At 72.0% G+C, this 17,843-nt stretch carries 19 protein-coding genes; 9 read left to right on the top strand and 10 right to left on the bottom strand.

From position 1 onward, the window contains the following. Both BBK14_RS07475 and BBK14_RS07470 read right to left on the bottom strand, forming a co-directional pair. A partial coding sequence (locus tag BBK14_RS07475) for a DUF4277 domain-containing protein (RefSeq protein ID WP_241831261.1) occupies positions 1 to 324 on the bottom strand: 324 nt, incomplete at its 3' end. A gap of 119 nt (positions 325 to 443) precedes the next feature. Then, complete coding sequence (locus BBK14_RS07470) at positions 444 to 1,349, bottom strand: VOC family protein (protein ID WP_071060438.1); 906 nt, start codon at positions 1,347 to 1,349, stop codon at positions 444 to 446. Between the two features lie 70 nt (positions 1,350 to 1,419). Between BBK14_RS07470 and BBK14_RS07465 the strand changes: the two genes are divergently transcribed. Both BBK14_RS07465 and BBK14_RS07460 read left to right on the top strand, forming a co-directional pair. Then, positions 1,420 to 2,274 carry a TIGR03619 family F420-dependent LLM class oxidoreductase gene (locus BBK14_RS07465; RefSeq protein ID WP_071060435.1) on the top strand — a complete coding sequence of 285 codons (855 nt, stop codon included), beginning with the start codon at positions 1,420 to 1,422 and terminating at the stop codon, positions 2,272 to 2,274. A gap of 274 nt (positions 2,275 to 2,548) precedes the next feature. Continuing rightward, positions 2,549 to 3,769 (top strand): transcriptional regulator, encoded by a 1,221-nt coding sequence (locus BBK14_RS07460; protein ID WP_071060433.1) that lies wholly within the window; start codon positions 2,549 to 2,551, stop codon positions 3,767 to 3,769. Positions 3,770 to 3,879: 110 nt separating this feature from the next. Here BBK14_RS07460 and BBK14_RS07455 read toward each other — a convergent pair whose 3' ends face one another. Beyond that, the gene (locus tag BBK14_RS07455) at positions 3,880 to 4,341 is read right to left on the bottom strand and encodes a hypothetical protein (protein ID WP_083390785.1); all 462 of its coding nucleotides are present in this window, start codon (positions 4,339 to 4,341) and stop codon (positions 3,880 to 3,882) included. Positions 4,342 to 5,054: 713 nt separating this feature from the next. Between BBK14_RS07455 and murI the strand changes: the two genes are divergently transcribed. The 4 genes from murI (at position 5,055) to rdgB (ending at position 8,126) form a co-directional block, all read left to right on the top strand. After that, positions 5,055 to 5,885, top strand: a complete 831-nt coding sequence (gene murI / locus BBK14_RS07450; RefSeq protein WP_071060432.1) for a glutamate racemase — start codon at positions 5,055 to 5,057, stop codon at positions 5,883 to 5,885. Further along, positions 5,882 to 6,628, top strand: coding sequence for an MBL fold metallo-hydrolase (locus tag BBK14_RS07445; RefSeq protein ID WP_071060429.1), 747 nt, complete (start codon positions 5,882 to 5,884; stop codon positions 6,626 to 6,628). Before murI ends, BBK14_RS07445 begins: the two co-directional genes overlap by 4 nt. 80 nt (positions 6,629 to 6,708) lie before the next feature. Continuing rightward, on the top strand, positions 6,709 to 7,491 hold the full coding sequence (rph, locus tag BBK14_RS07440) for a ribonuclease PH (protein ID WP_071060425.1): 783 nt from the start codon (positions 6,709 to 6,711) through the stop codon (positions 7,489 to 7,491). A 5-nt stretch (positions 7,492 to 7,496) separates the two neighbouring features. Beyond that, a complete protein-coding gene (gene rdgB, locus BBK14_RS07435; protein ID WP_020463106.1) occupies positions 7,497 to 8,126 on the top strand; it encodes an RdgB/HAM1 family non-canonical purine NTP pyrophosphatase in 630 nt (209 codons plus the stop codon). A 108-nt stretch (positions 8,127 to 8,234) separates the two neighbouring features. On the opposite strand, the gene BBK14_RS07430 is transcribed toward rdgB, so the two are convergent. The 7 genes from BBK14_RS07430 to BBK14_RS07400 all read right to left on the bottom strand — a co-directional run bounded on the left by BBK14_RS07430 (position 8,235) and on the right by BBK14_RS07400 (position 14,236). Next, the gene (locus tag BBK14_RS07430; RefSeq protein WP_071060421.1) at positions 8,235 to 9,182 is read right to left on the bottom strand and encodes a PLP-dependent cysteine synthase family protein; all 948 of its coding nucleotides are present in this window, start codon (positions 9,180 to 9,182) and stop codon (positions 8,235 to 8,237) included. Positions 9,183 to 9,204: 22 nt separating this feature from the next. Next, complete coding sequence (locus BBK14_RS07425; protein WP_071060420.1) at positions 9,205 to 9,633, bottom strand: MoaD/ThiS family protein; 429 nt, start codon at positions 9,631 to 9,633, stop codon at positions 9,205 to 9,207. Positions 9,634 to 9,905: 272 nt separating this feature from the next. Continuing rightward, on the bottom strand, positions 9,906 to 10,310 hold the full coding sequence (locus tag BBK14_RS07420; RefSeq protein WP_041256606.1) for a M67 family metallopeptidase: 405 nt from the start codon (positions 10,308 to 10,310) through the stop codon (positions 9,906 to 9,908). A gap of 150 nt (positions 10,311 to 10,460) precedes the next feature. Further along, positions 10,461 to 10,994: a DUF2017 domain-containing protein gene (locus BBK14_RS07415; protein WP_071060419.1), complete on the bottom strand. Its 534-nt coding sequence runs from the start codon at positions 10,992 to 10,994 to the stop codon at positions 10,461 to 10,463. A gap of 50 nt (positions 10,995 to 11,044) precedes the next feature. Then, positions 11,045 to 11,335: an ATP-dependent Clp protease adapter ClpS gene (gene clpS / locus BBK14_RS07410; protein WP_071060418.1), complete on the bottom strand. Its 291-nt coding sequence runs from the start codon at positions 11,333 to 11,335 to the stop codon at positions 11,045 to 11,047. 671 nt (positions 11,336 to 12,006) lie between these two features. Continuing rightward, positions 12,007 to 12,753, bottom strand: coding sequence for an NUDIX hydrolase (locus BBK14_RS07405; RefSeq protein ID WP_083390784.1), 747 nt, complete (start codon positions 12,751 to 12,753; stop codon positions 12,007 to 12,009). 100 nt (positions 12,754 to 12,853) lie between these two features. Continuing rightward, complete coding sequence (locus BBK14_RS07400) at positions 12,854 to 14,236, bottom strand: nicotinate phosphoribosyltransferase (RefSeq protein WP_071060473.1); 1,383 nt, start codon at positions 14,234 to 14,236, stop codon at positions 12,854 to 12,856. Positions 14,237 to 14,790: 554 nt separating this feature from the next. Here BBK14_RS07400 and BBK14_RS07395 point away from each other — a divergent pair. The 3 genes from BBK14_RS07395 (at position 14,791) to BBK14_RS07385 (ending at position 17,731) form a co-directional block, all read left to right on the top strand. Continuing rightward, positions 14,791 to 14,985 (top strand): hypothetical protein, encoded by a 195-nt coding sequence (locus BBK14_RS07395; protein ID WP_018504245.1) that lies wholly within the window; start codon positions 14,791 to 14,793, stop codon positions 14,983 to 14,985. 273 nt (positions 14,986 to 15,258) lie between these two features. Continuing rightward, entirely contained in the window at positions 15,259 to 16,731 is a 1,473-nt protein-coding gene (locus tag BBK14_RS07390) for a helix-turn-helix domain-containing protein (RefSeq protein ID WP_020463114.1), read from the top strand. 10 nt (positions 16,732 to 16,741) lie between these two features. Further along, the gene (locus tag BBK14_RS07385) at positions 16,742 to 17,731 is read left to right on the top strand and encodes an NAD-dependent epimerase/dehydratase family protein (protein ID WP_071060417.1); all 990 of its coding nucleotides are present in this window, start codon (positions 16,742 to 16,744) and stop codon (positions 17,729 to 17,731) included. Positions 17,732 to 17,843: the final 112 nt, after the last annotated feature.

Genomic DNA, 17,843 nt, shown 5'->3' with positions numbered 1-17,843 from the left:
CTGCTCGGCCAGGGCCTCCAGGGCCCGGCCGCACCGGTCGTCGTTGAGCGCGTCCGGCTCGATCCCGAAGATCTCCGCGACCGCCCACTTCTCGGCCCAGCGCTGGACCCGGACCAGCGGCGTCGGGGAGGACAGCCGGTTGGCGACCAGCGCGGCTATGACCTGGCCGTGGGTGTAGCGGGCCTTCTTCTCCTGGATCGGGCAGAGCCGGTCGATGATGCCGACCAGGTCGAGGCGTGCCAGCAGGTCACAGACCACCGGCAGCGGGCCCAGGAACTTCTCCACGCTCGGGGGCCCGTAGAGCAGATCCGCGGCAGCCAGCACACGACGAACCGTCCCAGACCGGAAGCCCTACACACCAGGGCGATCAACACACCACAAGATCAAAGAGTCACACGTTCAGGACACCGCACGAACGTGCGGAGTACAGGGGCGACGACGACTCAGCCCACTACCTGGACGTCGACCGCGTGGCCTTCCGGGTCCTGGAGCACATGACGGCCCGGCGTGAGTTGCGTATCACCCAGGTCCGCTCGCCGTACCGTGAGTCCGATCCGGACCCGTCCCGTCGGCCCCCGGGCTCCTGCCGGGTAGAGCTCGAGAACAGCTCCGTCGGCGAAGGTGGCGGCGTAGTGGTCGGGGCCGGTCCCATGACGCTCCCGCCTGAACTCCAGACCGAGATCTTGGTAGAACTCGTGACAGGCGGAGAGGTCGGAGCAGTACAGGACGATCAGATCTATCTTTGCGTCCGGGGAGAGCCGCCGCTGCCAGGGGTGGGTGGCGGCGAGTGCGTCGCTGAGCCATCGTCGCCGATCTGTTGCCAGCAGCGGAAGCACGGCAGCGAAGTCAGTCTCGTCTTTCGGGCGTGACGCCTGGGACTTGTAAAGGAGCTGCACCTCCGGCGCGATATAGGGGATGCCCGTGGGGCCGGCGTGTCCGAGCGAGGAGACCGGACGCCGGATCCGGGGATCACGCCGCGACACCCAGTCCGTCCCGGCGGCTTCCTCCAGCATGACCTGGATCCGCCACGGCCCATCGGGAGTTCGCCTGCACCAGATGTCGTGGATGCCGAACGGCAGCGTCTCGCCCGGCTCCCAGCGCCGTAGTGCGCCGGGAGGATCGGCGGCCCACCATTCCCACCCGGCCAGGACCCGCTGGACGGCCAGCTGGTCCCGGCGGAGCACGGCGACGTCGATGTCGGAGTGCCCGCGGAACTGGTGACCTACCGCGAGTTCGATCGCGTATCCGCCGGCGATCCACCACGGGGCAGGAAAGGCGGCGAAGATCGAAGCCGTTTCGGTCAGGCTTGCGGGTTCCCAGTGGTCCAAGGGGCTGTCGGCCCGTGTCACAGGTCGTTGCCTTCTTCCCGGTCTTCCCGTGTCCGGGCGTCTCTGCGCTGACAGGGCGTAGTCTGCCCCGATGAAGTTCGGACTGCACCTCGGCGGGGTCAATCCCCGGTTATGGAACGAGGTCACGGAGGAGGCCGATCGGCTCGGGTACGAGTCGATCTGGGTACCTGAGCATCTCGTCGTGCCGATCGCCTCGGCGGGCAGCCCGCACCAGGGCTCGGATCATCCGCCGATCCCGTCCAACGTCCCGATCTTCGACGCGCTGGCGCTTCTCAGCCACCTGGCGGCGCGGACGACGCGGATCCTGCTCGGCACGAACGTCTACAACATCGGCCTGCGGCATCCGTTCGTGACGGCGCGGGCGGCGACGACCGTGGACATTCTCTCCGGCGGGCGGCTCGCGCTCGGGATCGGCGCGAGCTGGCTGCGCTCGGAGTGGGAGGCGGTCGGCCTTGACTTCGACCGTCGCGGCCCGCGGGTGGACGAGGCCATCGAGGTGTGCCGTCGGCTGTGGAGCGAGGACGTCGTCGAGCACCACGGCGAGTTCTTCGACTTCGGGGCGGTCGCGTTCGAGCCGAAGCCGGTCCAGCGGCCGGGCCCGGCGCTGCACATCGGTGGGGACGGGCCGGCGGCGCTGCGCCGCGCCGCGACCGTCGGTACCGGCTGGATGCCGATGAACCACAAGTTCGCCGACCTGCCCGGCTCGCTGGCCCGACTCGTTGAGCTGGCCGAGCGCGCGGGGCGCACCACCCCCGTCGAGGTCACGTTCAACGGCGAGGTGAGCCGTCCGTCCGACGTCGCGCCCTACGCCGAGGCCGGCGTCACCCGCCTGATCGTCCGGCCGTGGACCCGTTCCCGCGAGGCGATCGACGGGATGCGACGATTCGCCGACGAGGTCCTCGGCCCGCTCCAGGACACCGACTGACCCGGCGACGGACGGGCGGGGCTGGCCGCCGCGCGGCGAAGTGAGTTGTCGCAGCCTCTCCATATACCGCCGGGACAACTTGCTTCGGACGAGATACCCGAACGGGACCCCCGGGCGAGGCGGCGCCTGCGCGAGGCACGTGCGGCCGGTCGTCTGACGGGTTCGCCACGGGCTGACGGCGCTCTCATTGTCATCAGCCGCCACCGGAAAGGTTCCCGGGAACGGGGCTGGACGGCTGGCCGGGACGTGGAGGCGTGAGGGACGGGTGAGGCGGATGTCCGAGGGAGCTTCCGGCGGCATGACGGCGGACGAGCGGGAGTGGCTGCGGGTCCGGGGCGAGCTGAAACGGCGGCGGCACCCGCTCGCCGTCCTGGCGGCACGGGAGTACCCGCCGGACGCGCGGGTCGCCGGCACGCCGCTGCTGGCGGCACCGGGGTGGATCCCGCCGGAGCCGGTGCCGATCGACTCGGTGGTGATCGATCTCGACCCGGGTCGGGAGCAGCCCGGCGGGCTGACCGGGCGGGAGCCGGTGAGTGAGGGCGTCCGGCCGCTGCGCGCGGATGGCAGCCGTTACGGCGGCTACGCGGCGGCGGTGGCCCACCTGGACCGGCCGGCGCTGTTCGTCGATCTCCCCACCTACCGGCTGTGCGACGCCGACCTGTCACTGCCGGGGGCGCGCGGCACCCTGTCGTTCGGGCTCGGCAGCTATTTCGACGGGCTCGACGTCGGCGAGGCCTGCGCGCACGAGTACGCGGCCGCCACGCAGGGCGCGGAGGGTCTTCCTGTGCGGCGGGCGGTGGGCATGCCCTGGGAGCTTCACCGGCGGCCGGCGAGCATGGCCATCAGCACCCTGACGATCCGCTGGGACCGCCGGACGGGGACGGCGACCGTGCTCCTCCACCGCCGGGACCCGGCGAAGGTGGGTCACGCCGGTGGTCTGCTGCAGGTGGTGCCGGTCGGGGTGTTCCAGCCCTCCGGGCCGGCGGAGTGGAACATCCGCAACGACTTCGACCTGTGGCGGTCGATCACCCGCGAGTACTCCGAGGAGCTGCTGGGCACGGCCGAGGAGTACGGCAGCGACACGCGGCCCATCGACTACGGGCGCTGGCCGTTCGCGGCGGAGCTGGCCGCGGCCCGGCAGGCGGGCGCGGTGCGGGTGTCCGTGCTCGGGCTCGGGGTGGACCCGCTGACCTTCGCCACCGACCTTCTCACCGTCGCGGTCTTCGACGCGCCGGCCTTCGACGAGCTGTTCGCCGGCCTCGTCGGCACGAACGCGGAGGGCGAGAACCTCGCGCGGTTGGACGCCTCCAGGCCAGCCGTCCCTGAGCCCGACCGCGCCGGCACCGCCACCGGCCCGCGACCAGAACGCCGGACCCCGGGGATCCCCTTCACCGAGCGGACCGTTGATCGGCTGGTCCACCACGAACCGATGCAGGCCGCCGGCGCCGCCCTCATCGCTCTCGCCTGGCGCCACCGGCGCCACCTGCTGGGCTGACTCCGCCGCTGGGCCGGCGCGCCGAGGCCGGCCGGGCGCTCGGATCGCCGGGTGGGCGCGGAGCTGACCGTCCACCGGGCCGGGCCCGCCTCACCAGCTGGACTGGCAGCTCACCAACTGGACACGCCGAAGCCGTACGAGGCGCCGCCGGTCGACGAGGAGCCGTCATGCCCACGCACGCGCCGGCGTCCCTGCCCGCTGCCGGGACGTCCGACGGACCAGTCCTCGTCGGCACCGTCACCGTCGCCGTCACCCGCGTCGGGGCCGTCCCCGCCGGCGTAGTCCCAGCTCGACGACCACGCCTCCGGCTGCCACTCCGAGGACGACGACCACTCCGCGTCGCGGTCGCGGTCGAACGAGCCCCCGCCGGCCGGAAGCGGACGGATGGACGCGACGACGGATCCGATGACCCGCGGGACCACAAGCCAGGCAGTGATGTTGACCCCCAGGACGACGACGAAGATCATTGCGACCAACCACACCCATGCCGACGGCATCGGGACGGCATGCATCAACATCCCCCCGAGGGCGATGCCGAAAACACCGACCGCCGCCACCCTCAACCGCGCCACGATGCCTTCCTACGCCTCGGACGGGGCCGGTGGGGTGGATCGACGCCAAGCCGACAGTGCCACCGAGAGACGGCGCCGCAGGTCAGCGGCACTACGGACCAAAATCGCCAGGTCCACGGACAGTGGGCCGACCGGCCGCCTCGCACCGGGCCGACCGGCCACCCCGCCACGGGCCGGCCGTGCCCGACCCGCAGCTCAGCGACCACACGGGCCCAGGCCGCCGTGTTGGCCGCCGCAGCGGCCGACCACCACTCTCGGGGGTACCGGGGCATGATCGAGGATGCGACTGGGGTGTCACGGGCCGGGGACGGATTGGAACGACCCGGACACCTCAGTCGCGTCCTCAACCTACCTGCTCGATAGCTTTTAGTCACTGATCGATTACAGGCAGTTCTAGACTACACCCTGTTTGCTGCCCCTGTCCCCGTATGGAGTACCCACCTGAACGCGCCGGGCGACCATCAGGAGAGGTTTGGAGACGGGCAGCTGCCGTCCCGGAGAGATCGGTCACGATGACACGTCGAACGGTTCGTCCTTACGCTGTCCGGCGAGGCACTGCCGGGCCGACGCGGCCTGGCGGAATGCCGGGGATGCGAAGGCCGTCCCGCGGCGGCGGGCATGTCCGCGACGAGACGTCAGTCCGGGATCGGACATTGGTTTCGTGATGACAGCCACAGGGTGAGCAGCAGGTTTCCGGCTTAGTCTCATCGCTCATGAGCGGCGCGCCCATCGGGGTGTTCGACAGTGGAGTCGGCGGTCTCACCGTTGCGCGCGCGATCCTGGACCAGCTGCCAGGAGAGTCGCTGCTCTACATCGGCGACACCGCGCACGCCCCCTACGGGCCGCGGCCGATCGCCGAGGTACGCCGGTACGCCCTCGCCGCACTGGACGAACTCGTCTCCGCTGGTGTGAAACTTCTCGTCATCGCATGCAATTCCGCGAGCGCGGCATGCCTGCGCGATGCCCGGGAACGCTACGACGTACCGGTGGTCGAGGTCATCGTGCCCGCGACCCGCCGTGCCGTCGCGGCAACACGGAGTGGTCGAGTGGGAGTCATCGGAACGGTCGCCACGATCACCAGCCGGGCCTACGAGGACGCCTTCGCGGCGGCTGCGGGCACCGAGCTGGTTAGCGTGGCGTGCCCGRCCTTCGTCGACTTCGTCGAGCGCGGCATCACGTCCGGCCGGCAGTTGCTGGGACTCACCGAGGCGTATCTGGCACCGTTGCAGGAAGCCGACGTGGACACAGTGATTCTCGGATGCACCCACTATCCACTGTTGACCGGCGTCATCGGTCTCGTCATGGGAGAGGGCGTCACACTGGTGAGCAGCGCCGAGGAGACGGCCAAGGACACCTACCGGGTGCTCGCCCGCGACGGCCTCTTCCGCGACCCCGACCTGCCGCCCCCGGCGCATCGCTTCCTGACCACCGGTGATCCCRCCGCGTTCGCGCGGGTGGGCCGCCGTTTCCTGGGCCCCGAGATCACGGCGGTGAGCATCGCCCCGGCGGCGGCCCCCCGGCAGGCACAGGCGGTGGGACGATGAAACTGACGATCCTGGGCTGTTCCGGCACCTACCCAGGCCCCGCTTCGGCCTGCTCCTCCTACCTGATCGAGGACGAGGGCTTCCGGCTCGTCCTGGACGCCGGCAACGGCTCCATGGGTGAGCTGCAACGGCACTGCGACATCCGGGACGTCGACGCGGTGCTGCTGAGCCACCTGCACGGCGACCACTGCCTCGACCTGGTCGCGACGTCCTACGCCCGGCGCTACCACCCGGAGGGGATGCCGCCCAAGCTCCCGGTGTACGGGCCGATCAACACCCAGGAGCGGCTGTGCGGCGCGTTCGAGCGCTGGCCGGACGACTCCCTGGCCGACATCTACGACTTCCGCACGATCGGTCCCGGCCGCCTGCACGTCGGGCCGTTCGCCATCGACCTGGCCCGGGTCGCGCACCCGATCGAGGCCTACGGGGTGCGGGTGACGGCCGGCGGGAAGACGCTCACCTACTCCGGCGACACCGGGGTGTGCGACCGGCTCGTCCGGCTGGCCCACGACAGCGACCTGTTCCTGTGCGAGGCGTCGTTCCTCGACGGCGAGGACAACCCGCCCGACCTGCACCTGACCGGCAAGGACGCCGGTGAGCACGCGACCCGCGCCGGTGTCGGGCGGCTGGTGCTGACCCACCTCGTGCCCTGGGGCAACGTGGAACGCACCCACGGCGAGGCCGCGGACGCGTTCGACGGCGATCTGACGCTCGCGAGCACCGGCACCTCCTACGAGATCTGACCACGTCTGAACACGTCTGAGCACGCTCGCGGGCCGTCCGACGCAACCCCGGCCGGCCTGCGCCGATAGGGTCTCCTCCCGTGATCAGAGTCGATGGCAGAACCACGGACCAGCTCCGCGACGTGACGATCGAGCGGGGCTGGCAGGAGCACGCGGAGGGGTCGGCGCTGATCTCCGCCGGCCGGACCAGGGTGCTGTGCGCGGCCTCCGTCACCGAGGGGGTGCCCCGGTGGCGCAAGGGCAGCGGCCTGGGCTGGGTGACGGCCGAGTACTCGATGCTGCCGCGAGCCACGCACACCCGCAACGACCGGGAGTCCGTCCGCGGGCGGATCGGCGGGCGGACCCACGAGATCTCCCGGCTGATCGGGCGCAGCCTGCGGGCCGCGATCGACCTGAAGGCCCTCGGCGAGAACACCATCGCCATCGACTGCGACGTGCTGCTCGCCGACGGCGGCACCCGCACCGCCGCGATCACCGGCGCCTACGTGGCGCTCGCCGACGCCTGCCGGTGGCTGGGACGTCCCGCGGCGATCGTCACCAGTGTCTGCGCGGTCAGCGTCGGCGTGGTCGGCGGCGTGCCCATGCTCGACCTCGCCTACACCGAGGACTCGACCGCCGACACGGACATGAACGTCGTCCGCACCGGCGCGGGTGGCTTCGTCGAGGTCCAGGGGACGGCCGAGGGCACCCCGTTCGAACGGTCGACGCTCGACGAGCTGCTCGACCTCGCCGTGACCGGCTGCACCCGCCTGACCGAGATCCAGAACGCCGCGCTGGCCGCCCCGCCGGCCGCCGGCCCGCCCGCCCCGGAACGCGCCACTGCCGGCAGGGGCAGTGGCGGGAAGGGCACGGGGTCACGGTGAGCTCGGTGAGCGCGGTGCCGCGCCAGGTCGTGCTCGCCAGCCGCAACGAGGCGAAACTGGCCGAGCTGGGCCGCATCCTCGCCGCGACCGGGCTGGACGTCGACGTCGTCGCGCTGCCCGACGGCCCCGAGGTGCCCGAGACAGGTTCGACCTTCGCCGAGAACGCCCTCATCAAGGCACGCGCCGCCGTGGCCGCGACGGGTCTCGCGGCGATCGCCGACGACTCCGGGCTCACCGTGGACGAGCTCGCCGGGATGCCCGGGGTGCGCTCGGCGCGCTGGTCCGGGATCCGTGACGGAAGCCGGGCCGACCGGGACGCCGCCAACAACGCCCTGCTGCTGGCCCAGCTCGACGACGTCGACGAGGAGCGGCGCGGCGCGGCGTTCGTGTGCGCCGCGGCGCTGGTCACCCCGGACGGCGTCGAGCACGTCGTCTACGGCACCCTGCGGGGGCGGCTGCTCACCCGGGCACGGGGCACGGGGGGCTTCGGCTACGACCCGTTGTTCGTCGCCGAAGGCTCGACCCGGACCAACGCCGAGCTCACAGCGGACGAGAAGGACCTGATCAGCCACCGGGGCCGGGCGCTACGCAGCCTCGCCGCGTTCATCGGCACGCTGGCGCCGCCTCCACGCTGAAACGGCGTGCGACCGCGGCCCCGGGCGGCCCGGCGCCGCGGTCGCACGCCGGCACCGCCCCGCGCCGATGGGCCAGAACGGGGCGGGGCTGGGCTCGCGGCTACGCGCTCAGGCCCAGAGCTGTCCCTCGAGCGCGGCCTCGGCCTCGGCGAGCGTGCCGGCGTACGCACCGGTCGACAGGTACTTCCAACCACCGTCGCAGACGATGAAGGCGATGTCGGCCCGCCGTCCCTCCCGCACCGCGCGGTCGGCCTGCGCGAGGGCGGCGTGCAGGATCGCCCCCGTCGAGATCCCGGCGAAGATCCCCTCCTGCTGGACGAGCTCACGCGTGCGGCGCAGCGCGTCCCGGGGGCCGACCGAGTACCGCGAGGTCAGCACCGAGGCATCGTAGAGTTCCGGGACGAAGCCCTCGTCGATGTTGCGCAGCCCGTAGACGAGCTCGCCGTACCGCGGCTCGGCCGCGACGATCACGACGTCGGGCTTGTGCTCCCGCAGGTAGCGACCGGTACCCATCAGCGTCCCGGTGGTGCCGAGCCCCGCCACGAAATGGGTGATACCCGGCAGGTCCTCCAGGATCTCCGGGCCGGTCGTCTCGTAGTGCGCCTGCGCGTTCGCCGGGTTGCCGTACTGGTAGAGCATCACCCAGTCGGGGTTCTCCGCCGCGAGCCGCTTGGCCACCGCGACCGCCTCGTTCGAGCCGCCGGCCGCCGGGGACGAGACGATCTCGGCCCCCCACATCTGGAGCAGCTGGCGGCGCTCCACGGAGGTGTTCTCCGGCATCACGCAGACCAGCCGGTACCCCTTCTGGCTGCAGACCATCGCCAACGAGATCCCGGTGTTGCCGGACGTGGGCTCGAGGACGGTCGCGCCCGGGGTGAGCAGTCCTCGCTTCTCCCCGTCCGCGATCATCCACAGTGCCGCCCGGTCCTTGATCGAACCGGTGGGGTTGTCCTGTTCCAGCTTCGCCCAGAGTCGGACCTCCGCAGAGGGAGACAACCGAGGCAGTCCGACCAGCGGGGTTCGGCCTACCGAGTCCACCAGGGAGTCGTAACGCATGAGTAGGGACCTGCCGCCCTGATCAGAAGAGCCGGGTAGCCATGCCGGACGAGATCGGCACCCGAGCGCAGCCGCCGGCTAGGTCGTCGGCAGCGGAGTCAACGGTGGCGGAGCCACCGGCGACGGCGGGGAGAATAGTCACCTCGCCCAAAGTCGCCGGTACGGTGGCGGAGCCACCGGCGACGGCGGGGAGAATAGTCACATTGTCGCCGTCGCTGAGCTTGGCGTCGAGGCTGCCCAGGAAGCGGACGTCCTCGTCGTTGACGTAGATGTTGACGAAGCGGTGGAGCTCGCCGTCACCCTCGCCGGAGATCAGCCGCCCGCGCAGCCCGGGGTGCCGGGAGTCGAGGTCGTGGAAGAGCGCCGCGAGCGTGTCGCCCGTGCCCTCGACCAGCTTGGCGCCTCCCGTGTAGCTGCGCAGGATCGTCGGCACACGGACCTGGACTGCCATGGTGCTCCTTCCTCTGGTGCCGCCGGCGGGTCCGCCGCGGCGCGCCGCCCGGCGTGGGCGGTGGTACTGCATCGGTACTGCGTCATCGGTGCTGCAGGCCATCGGTACTGCAGGCCGTCGGTGCTGCGGGCGTCGGTCCGCAGGCGTCGGTTCCGCGGGGCCGTCGGTGCCGCCCGGCAGGTCACGGGCTCGCGCGACCGGATGCCCTTCGCTCACAGGCATCCCACCACGCGCGTCCGTCGCCGCCGCTCTATGAGAACGTCACATGGGCGTCAGAGGATTTCCACGGGTTCCTCGGTGACCTCACCGTCCGCGATCCGGAAGGAGCGGAACTCGATCGTCTCCGGATCCCGCGTCGAGGCGAGGACGTAGTGCGCCTCGGGGTACCCCGCGATGGAGATGTCGGTGCGCGACGGGTACGCCTCCGTGGCGGTGTGGGAGTGGTAGATCACGACCGGATCCTCGTCGCGGTCGAACATCTCGTTCCACACCTTGATCTGCTCGGCCGGGTCGAACTCGTAGAAGGTGGGTGAGCGTGCGGCGTTGACCATCGGGATGTGACGCTCCGGCCGATCCGAGCCCTCGGGCCCGGCGATGACGCCGCACGCCTCGTCGGGATGGTCGCGGCGGGCATGGGCGACGATCGCCTCGTAGTGGGTTCGGTCGATGCGCAGCACGCGACAACCGTACGACGCGAACGGGCCGGATCGGGCGTCCATGTGAACACAGACCTGACCACGACCGGCTCGCACCAGGTTACGGCGCCGGGGAACCGCCCCACTTCGGGACCGGATGCACCGATCCGCCCCGGGCCGGCCTGGCTCGGCCTAGAGCAGCGCCCGGGTGAGCTCGTCGAGCAGCTCGGTCAGGAACGCGTAGACCGCGGCGATCGGCCGGCGCGGATCCTCGGGCGTGAGATTCTCCAGCTCGGCGGTCGACTCGTCGTCGGTGAGACCGAGCCGCGTGCCGAGCACCAGCCGCAGGTCGTTGAGGACGGTCAGCCAGTCCTGCGCCGCGTCCTCGTCGAGCACCAGGACGGCACCGGGCGCCGGCACGGCCGCCAGCACGCGCCGGGCCGCGTCACGCTTACGGGCCAGGGCCTCGTCGGTGCGCCGGCGCCGGAAGTCCCCGGAGGCCAGCGGGTCGTCCGGGTAGGGGTCGGGCAGCAGCCGCGCGACCGCGGGATCCTCCGGGGGCGGCGGGGCGGTGTCGCGCAGCCCGACAAGCGCCTCCAGCGGATCGTCGACCGGCGGCGCCTCCAGCAACGCGTCGACCTGACCCAACAGCTCGGTGAGCAGGGACGACTCGAGCCGGGGCAGCCGCAGCTCGATCCCGGCCCTGGTGCGCCGGAACCCGTTCACACGCCTCCGCTCCCGATCATCCGCTCCCGATCACGTTCAGCCCGCGACGTTCAGTCCTGGGCGATGGTGGCCCACAGGCCGTAGGTGTGCAGCCGCTCCGCCGCGGCCTCCATCTCCTCCCGGGTGCCGGACGCCACCGTCGCCCGCCCCTTGTGATGGACGTCGAGCATGAGCTTGGTCGCCTTCCGCTCGCTGTACCCGAAGAGCTTGCGGAAGACGTACGTCACATAGGACATGAGGTTGATCGGGTCGTTCCAGACGATGGTCACCCAGAGGCGATCGTCTTCGGGGGAGTCCTCGACGTCCTCGACGTCAATCGGAGACACGGCAGTGACGGACACGACGTCTATTGTTACGCCTCCCGATCGGGACTTCACGGGGACCGGCCCTGCGTCGCGCACGGTCACAACGGACACCGCTGTGATCTCCGGAACGACGGACACCGTGGTCCCGGCCGCACCAGGCCCGCGCCGCAGGCCCGACCCCGCCCGACACCCGTGATCACCGCCACGCAGCACCGCCAGCCCAGCCCGCCCCGATACCGACAGTCGCCGCGCACCCACCCCCCACCCCCAGCGCGGCGCGGCCGGTCCCCGTGGCCCGGGCGCCCGGCGCGGCATCGCCCGGCAGGCGCCGCTCTGAGGGAACAGTTCGGAGGGCTGGAGTCCGGGCACGGCGGGTCGCGATCCCCGTCGTGAAGCAAACAGCGCGGACGGTCCGCGGACCGTGCGGAGCGACCACCTCAGTCGGAGCATGAACCACTCGGAGCGACGGACTCACCCTGAGACCGGAGCAAACGCGCGGAGACGGAGAGCAAACAGGGCGGAGCACCCGGCCCGCGAACACCCCGGCGATGCGAGACCCCGGCGATGAGCCCGGGTCGCGAACCTCCTGATGCCAGGTCCCGGGGAAACACCCGGCCCGCAAGCCCGGACCCTCATGCACGCCAGGACAGGGAGCTCCGGCGACCCCGAAGGCGCCGGAACCGACTGGATCGGCTGTTGGTGGGCGTCTAGACCGAGCGGCGGAGTAGCGGGGGGTGTAGGGCGGTCGCGGAGCCGAGGCGGTAGAGCTCGGCTGGGCGGCCGCCGCCGCGTGGGGAGGCCCGCTGGCCGACCGCGACGACGAAGCCCGGGGTGGAGAGCACCTTGCGCCGGAAGTTGGGCGGGTCCAGGACCACGCCCCAGGCAGCCTCGTACACCCGGCGCAGGTCGGCCAGGGTGAACGGCTCCTCGCAGAAGGCGGCCGCCAGCGACGTGTACTCGAGTTTGCCGCGCGCCCGCTCGACTCCGTCCGAGACGATCTGCGGATGGTCGAAGGCCAGGGTAGGACCGTCCGGGGAGCCCAGGTCCTCGACCGGCCACCAGCGGGCCTGCGGTCCGTCCCCGCTCGCGGTGGGCTGCGGGAGGTTCGGCAGCAGGGCCAGGTAGGCGACGCTGACGACCCGGGTCCGCGGGTCCCGGGTCGGGCAGCCGTAGGTGCGCAGCTGCTCGAGGTGGCCGGCGGTGGTCACCCCGGTCTCCTCGGCGAGCTGGCGCAGCGCGGAGGAGTCGAGGTCCTCGTCCGGGCCGACGAAGCCGCCGGGCAGCGCCCAGCAACCGCGGAACGGCTCACTGTCGCGCTGGATGACAAGGACGCACAGCCGTCCGGCGCGCAGGGTCAGCAGGACGACGTCGACGCTGACGGCGACGGCCGGTATCCGGGCCTGGTCGCCGCCAGTCGCGCCGGACGTCACGTTCGCCGACGAGACGGAGGCCACCGGTCAAGTCTGGCCGTCCGCGCCGGCACCCGCGCCGGCACCCCTCTCCCCGACAGGCGTGCCGGCGCGCCCCTGTCCGCGGTGCCCGCGGCTTCACCGGTCAGAAGGAGGTCCGCGGCTCCGCCGCTGCGACCACGACCGGCAGGCATGGACGTCCGAAGGAGACCTCGCGCGCGCCGGCCGGTAGGGACTCCAGGGCGAGCCGGTGGTGCTCCCGGGCCCGGGCGACTCCGGCCGCGCCGACGAGCGTGTCCGCGACGAGCTGGCCGCCACGCATCAGGGGGACGAGGAGATGACGGTCCCGGCGACCCACAGCCCCGTCCAGCGCCTCTCCGCCAGGTACGCGGGCAGCGGACGCACCGGCGGCGGGCCGCGGGGCGGCGGAGCGGTCGAGGGGTGCTCTGGGGATGACCAGGTCGGCGACGGCCAGTCCGTCCGGGCCCAGGCGGCGCAGGACGTCCTTGCGCCCGCCGCGGCTGCGCTTGCCCACAGAAGTCTTGACGACCGGCTCACCGTCGACCTCGACGAGTTTGTAGACGAAGCCGGCGGTGGGTGCGCCCGACCCGGTCACCAGGCTGGTGCCCACGCCGTAGCCGTCGACGGGGGCCGAGGCCAGGCGGGCGATCGAGTGCTCGTCGAGGTCGCCGGTGACGATGATCCGGGTGGACTCGGCGCCGAGCTGGTCGAGCTGGGTGCGGGCCGCCCGGGCGCCGCCGGCGAGGTCCCCGCTGTCGATGCGGATCGCCCCGAGCTCGCTGCCCGCCGCGGCCACGGCGTTGGCGATCCCGGTCGGGATGTCGTAGGTGTCCACCAGCAGGGTCGTGCCGGCGCCGAGTGCCGCGACCTGGGCCGCGAACGCCGCCGCCTCGTCGTGGTGCGCGAGGGTGAAGGCGTGCGCGCTCGTGCCTGCGCTGGGCACGCCGTAGCGGCGCGCCGCCTCCAGGTTGGACGTCGCGGTGAAGCCGACGAGGCAGGCGGCCCGCGCGGCGGCGACCGCGGCCTGCTCGTGGGTGCGCCGGCCACCCATCTCTATGCACGGCCGGTCGCCGGCGGCGGCGACCATGCGGCTGCCGGCGGCGGCGATGGCGCTGTCGTGGTTGAGCACCGACAGGACGAGGGTCTCCAGCAGGACGCACTCGGCGAACGTGCCCTCCACCACGAGGACGGGGGTGTCGGGCAGGAAGGGCTCGCCCTCGGCGAACCCGTCGACGTCGCCGCGGAACTGGTAGGAGGCCAGCCAGTCGGCCGTGTCGGGATCCACGACGCCGGTCGCGGACAGGTGGTCGATCTCGGCCGGGCCGAACCGGAAGTCGGCGAGCGCGGCGAGCAGGCGCCCGGTGCCGGCCATGACTCCGAAGCGACGGCCGGCGGGCAGGGACCGGGTGAAGACCTCGAAGACCGCTCTGCGTTCGGCCGCGCCGGAGCGCAGAGCCGCCCGCAGCATGGTCAACTCGTAGTGATCGGTCAGAAGCGCCGTGGACATCCGGAACAGGGTAGGGACGACAGGCTTCCGGTGCACCACATCGGACGAACCCGCGGGCCGCGGCGGGTGGCCGGTCACGGCCCGGGTGGCGGCGGTCGCGGGGGCGGGTGGCGGCACGTGACGGGCAGGAACGTGCGCGGGGCCTAGGGACGAGGGTGGGGTAGCCCTCTGAGTGGCCGCGGGGTAGTCCATCAGGCCCGGCGGGGTGGTCCGCCGGCAGGGGGTCGGGTAGTCCTCGGGTGCGTGGCCGGGCCGATGGCGGTGCGGCCGGCCGGGCGAGCACCCCTACGCCGTCGAGCGGCTGACCCGGGCTGCCGAGTGCGGGGCCTTGTGTACCCCGGTGGGCAGGTGGGTATGCCTGAGAGCGGCCCCGAACACCTAAGAGGCTATGTGATTCACATCACGCCTCATACTTACTCAGCGTAATCAAAAACGCCCGAGCAGGGGCTCCGTGATCGACGCCAGGACACGGAATCCGCCCGTTACGCGCGACATCGCGAGTACCCACCCCGTTACTGTCCCGAGAACCCCTCGACCATGAGATCGTCCTGGGCGTGGATCGTAGCTATGCCGGGGTTTTCCTCGTTGTCGTCGGCGGCGCGCTGCTTGCGCTTCTGGTGATCGGCGGGCGCGCAGGGCGCGGCCTGCTCCGCGACGTGTGGGGGCGAATGGGCCTGCTGCGCTGGGTCTTTGCGTTGATCGTCGTGGTCGTCTTCCTTGATCTGGCGGACGGGATCCCGAACCGGTGATCGCCGACGAGCGATTCGGGGGCGGCAAGAAGTGCCCCCGGTGGCCAAGATGTGCTCCCCCGAGATTTCCCGGCGGACGCCCGCCGAGACGGCGGAACGTCGCGCTACGAGTTCGCCATGTCCCCGAGCCATTGACAGCAAGTACATACGGCGTCGCGGTCAGCTATAAAACTCGGCTAATAGACACAGTTCGATTTATGTGTGTGCGCTCCTAGATGCCCGACTCGTTATGCTCACTTCGCGTTACTCCGACGCCGGACGAGAGGACAGCGGGTGACTGGACAAACCTGGCTGTGGACCCCCCCGCGACCAACTCCAACAAGCGTTGGAATTGGATCGCTGCTACGGGCGTACCGGCAGGCCCATGGCCTGACCCAGCAGCAACTCGCCGATCTCCTCGGCTTCGACCAGTCCTATGTGTCGAAGGTCGAGAGCGGGCGGCGGGCGATCCACGACATCTCCACGCTGCGCCACATCGCGCGCAACCTCGGTCTGTCACCCGAGGACGTCGGACTCGCCCCGGGCGGTCTGGCCGACCGGCGTCGTGAGCCACCGCGCGGCTCCGCGGTCGAGAAGGTCGCCGGCAGCCAGCGCGCCTGGCGGCTGACCCGGGACCACCTGAACCACCACCGGATCAGCCTGGCCCGCGCCGCGGCCCGGCTCTACCCGGAGGCCTACCGTCTCGGCAACGGGCTGCTGGCCCGTCCCGGCTGGGTGTGGGACACCCCGGTGGACATCAACGACATCGGCCTGCGCTGGGAGCAGTCGGCGGGCGAGCCGGCGATCACCGGCGCCGAGCCGGAGGCCGACGCCACCCGCCCGCTGGTCGGCGACGGCGGCGCGCAGTCGCGTTACCAGCGCTACACCCGGGCGATGCGCGACCTCGACCGGCCGACCCTGTTCGAGAACCGGCTCAGCTTCCGGCTGCTGGACGTCGCCGAGGCCGAGGGTGCCCCCCCTACCCTCACCTTCGGCCACACCACCTACTTCGACGCCGTCGACGTCTGCGAGACCGTGGCGCACGAGACCGCGGCGGCGATGATGGGCGGCGAGCTCGCCTGGCCCGCGCTGCCGTTCCGGCGCCGCATCGGCGATCCGTTCGACCTCGCCGGGCGGGTCGCGCTGCCCTCCATCAACACCCTGACGATCCGGCTCGACCGGGGCAGCGCCAGCTTCGTCCTGCACCGGCGCAGCGCCGGCTCGGTGGCGACGGCGGGCGGGGTGTACCACGTGCTGCCCGCGGGGGTGTTCCAGCCGTCCGGGATCACCCCGTTCCACCACGAGGCCGACTTCGACCTGTGGCGCAACGTCATGCGCGAGCTCAGCGAGGAACTGCTGGGTAACGCCGAGCACGACGGCAGCTCGTCCCGGCCGATCGACTACGACACCGACGAGCCGTTCCGCTCCTTCGAGCAGGCGCGCCGCGCGGGCACGCTGCGGGTCTTCTGCTTCGGCATGGGCCTCGACGCGCTCACCCTGTTCGGCGAGATCCTCACCGTCCTGGTCGTGGAGGCCGACACGTTCGACACGCTGTTCGCCGACATGGTCCGGACGAACGCCGAGGGGTCGGTCGTCTCGACGGGGCCGGGCCGGCAGGCGCACGAGGGGATCCCGTTCACCCAGGCCTCCCTGCGCCGGCTCGTCGACACCGAGCCGCTCGCTCCCTCCGCCGCCGCCTGCCTGGAGCTCGCCTGGCGCCACCGGGAGACCCTCCTGCCCGGGTTGCGCATGCGGGCATCGGTCTGATCAGGCCGCTGTGCGCATCCTCGTCACCGGCGCGTCCGGGTTCGTCGGCGGCGTCACCGCCGACCTGCTCTCGGCCGCCGGCCACCAGGTGACCGCGCTCGTCCGGGACGCGACGGCCCGGACGAGGCTGTCGAGGGTGATCGAGGTGGTCCAGGCCGACCTGCTCGAACCACGCCAGCTCGCCGCGGCGGGCGTCAGCCGCGGGTTCGACGGGGTGTGCCACCTCGCCGCTCTGACCAGGGTGCGGGAGTCCCGCGAGACGCCGCTGCGGTACTTCGCGGCGAACGTCACGGGCACGACCAACCTGCTGGCGGCCCTCGACGCGGGCACCCGGGCCACCGGGGTGGCCCCGCGGTTCGTCTTCGGCTCGAGCTGCGCCGTCTACGGGGACACGGGTACCTCACCGATCCCGGAGACACGCGCACCCGCGCCGACGAATCCCTACGGCGCCTCGAAACTCGCCGCGGAGCAGGCGGTGGCCTACCAGGCCGCCACCGGGCGGCTGGGCGCCGTCGTGCTGCGCTCGTTCAACGTCGCGGGGGCGGTCGGCTCGCACGCCGACCGGGACAGCAGCCGGATCATCCCGGCCGCGCTCGGCGTCGCAACGGGCCGGCGCGACGCCTTCCGGGTGAACGGTGACGGCGCGTCGATCCGCGAGTACGTCCACGTCGTCGACATGGCGCGGGCGTACCTGACCGCGCTGCGGGCGACCGTGCCGGGCCGCTGCACCGTCTACAACGTCGGCAGCGGCCTCGGCGTGAGCGTCACCGACGTGCTGCGGACGGTGGAGAGCGTGACGGGCCGGGACGTGCCGCGGGTGACCCTGCCCCCGGTGCCCGAACCCAGAGCGCTCATCGCCGACAGCCGCCGGATCCGGGCCGACCTGGGCTGGACCTCTCCGTCCTCGACCATCGAGAAGATCGTCGCGGATGCCTGGCGCTCGACGGCGGTGCCCGAGCCGGTCGCGGCGCGGCGCGGCGACGTCCCGATCGTCTCGTGACGGCGGTGTCCGTCGGACCGTCAGCGATTTCGGCGGGGCTTTCGCCGGTATGCCCGATCGGCTCCGGGCCGGCGTGACACGATGACTGCGGCCGAAGCCCGGCCGATGCCGG

The sequence above is a fragment of the Parafrankia soli genome (genome assembly GCF_001854695.1).
GTDB lineage: Bacteria > Actinomycetota > Actinomycetes > Frankiales > Frankiaceae > Parafrankia > Parafrankia soli.
This window is presented reverse-complemented; position numbering and strand designations above follow the sequence as displayed.

Bases quoted from the DNA above. Each gene is read 5' to 3' on its own strand.
- BBK14_RS07465 (WP_071060435.1), top strand. From the start codon at position 1,420: ATGAAGTTCGGACTGCACCTCGGCGGGGTCAATCCCCGGTTATGGAAC.
- BBK14_RS07460 (WP_071060433.1), top strand. From the start codon at position 2,549: ATGTCCGAGGGAGCTTCCGGCGGCATGACGGCGGACGAGCGGGAGTGG.
- BBK14_RS07445 (WP_071060429.1), top strand. From the start codon at position 5,882: ATGAAACTGACGATCCTGGGCTGTTCCGGCACCTACCCAGGCCCCGCT.
- BBK14_RS07430 (WP_071060421.1), bottom strand. From the start codon at position 9,182: ATGCGTTACGACTCCCTGGTGGACTCGGTAGGCCGAACCCCGCTGGTC.
- BBK14_RS07425 (WP_071060420.1), bottom strand. From the start codon at position 9,633: ATGGCAGTCCAGGTCCGTGTGCCGACGATCCTGCGCAGCTACACGGGA.
- BBK14_RS07400 (WP_071060473.1), bottom strand. From the start codon at position 14,236: ATGTCCACGGCGCTTCTGACCGATCACTACGAGTTGACCATGCTGCGG.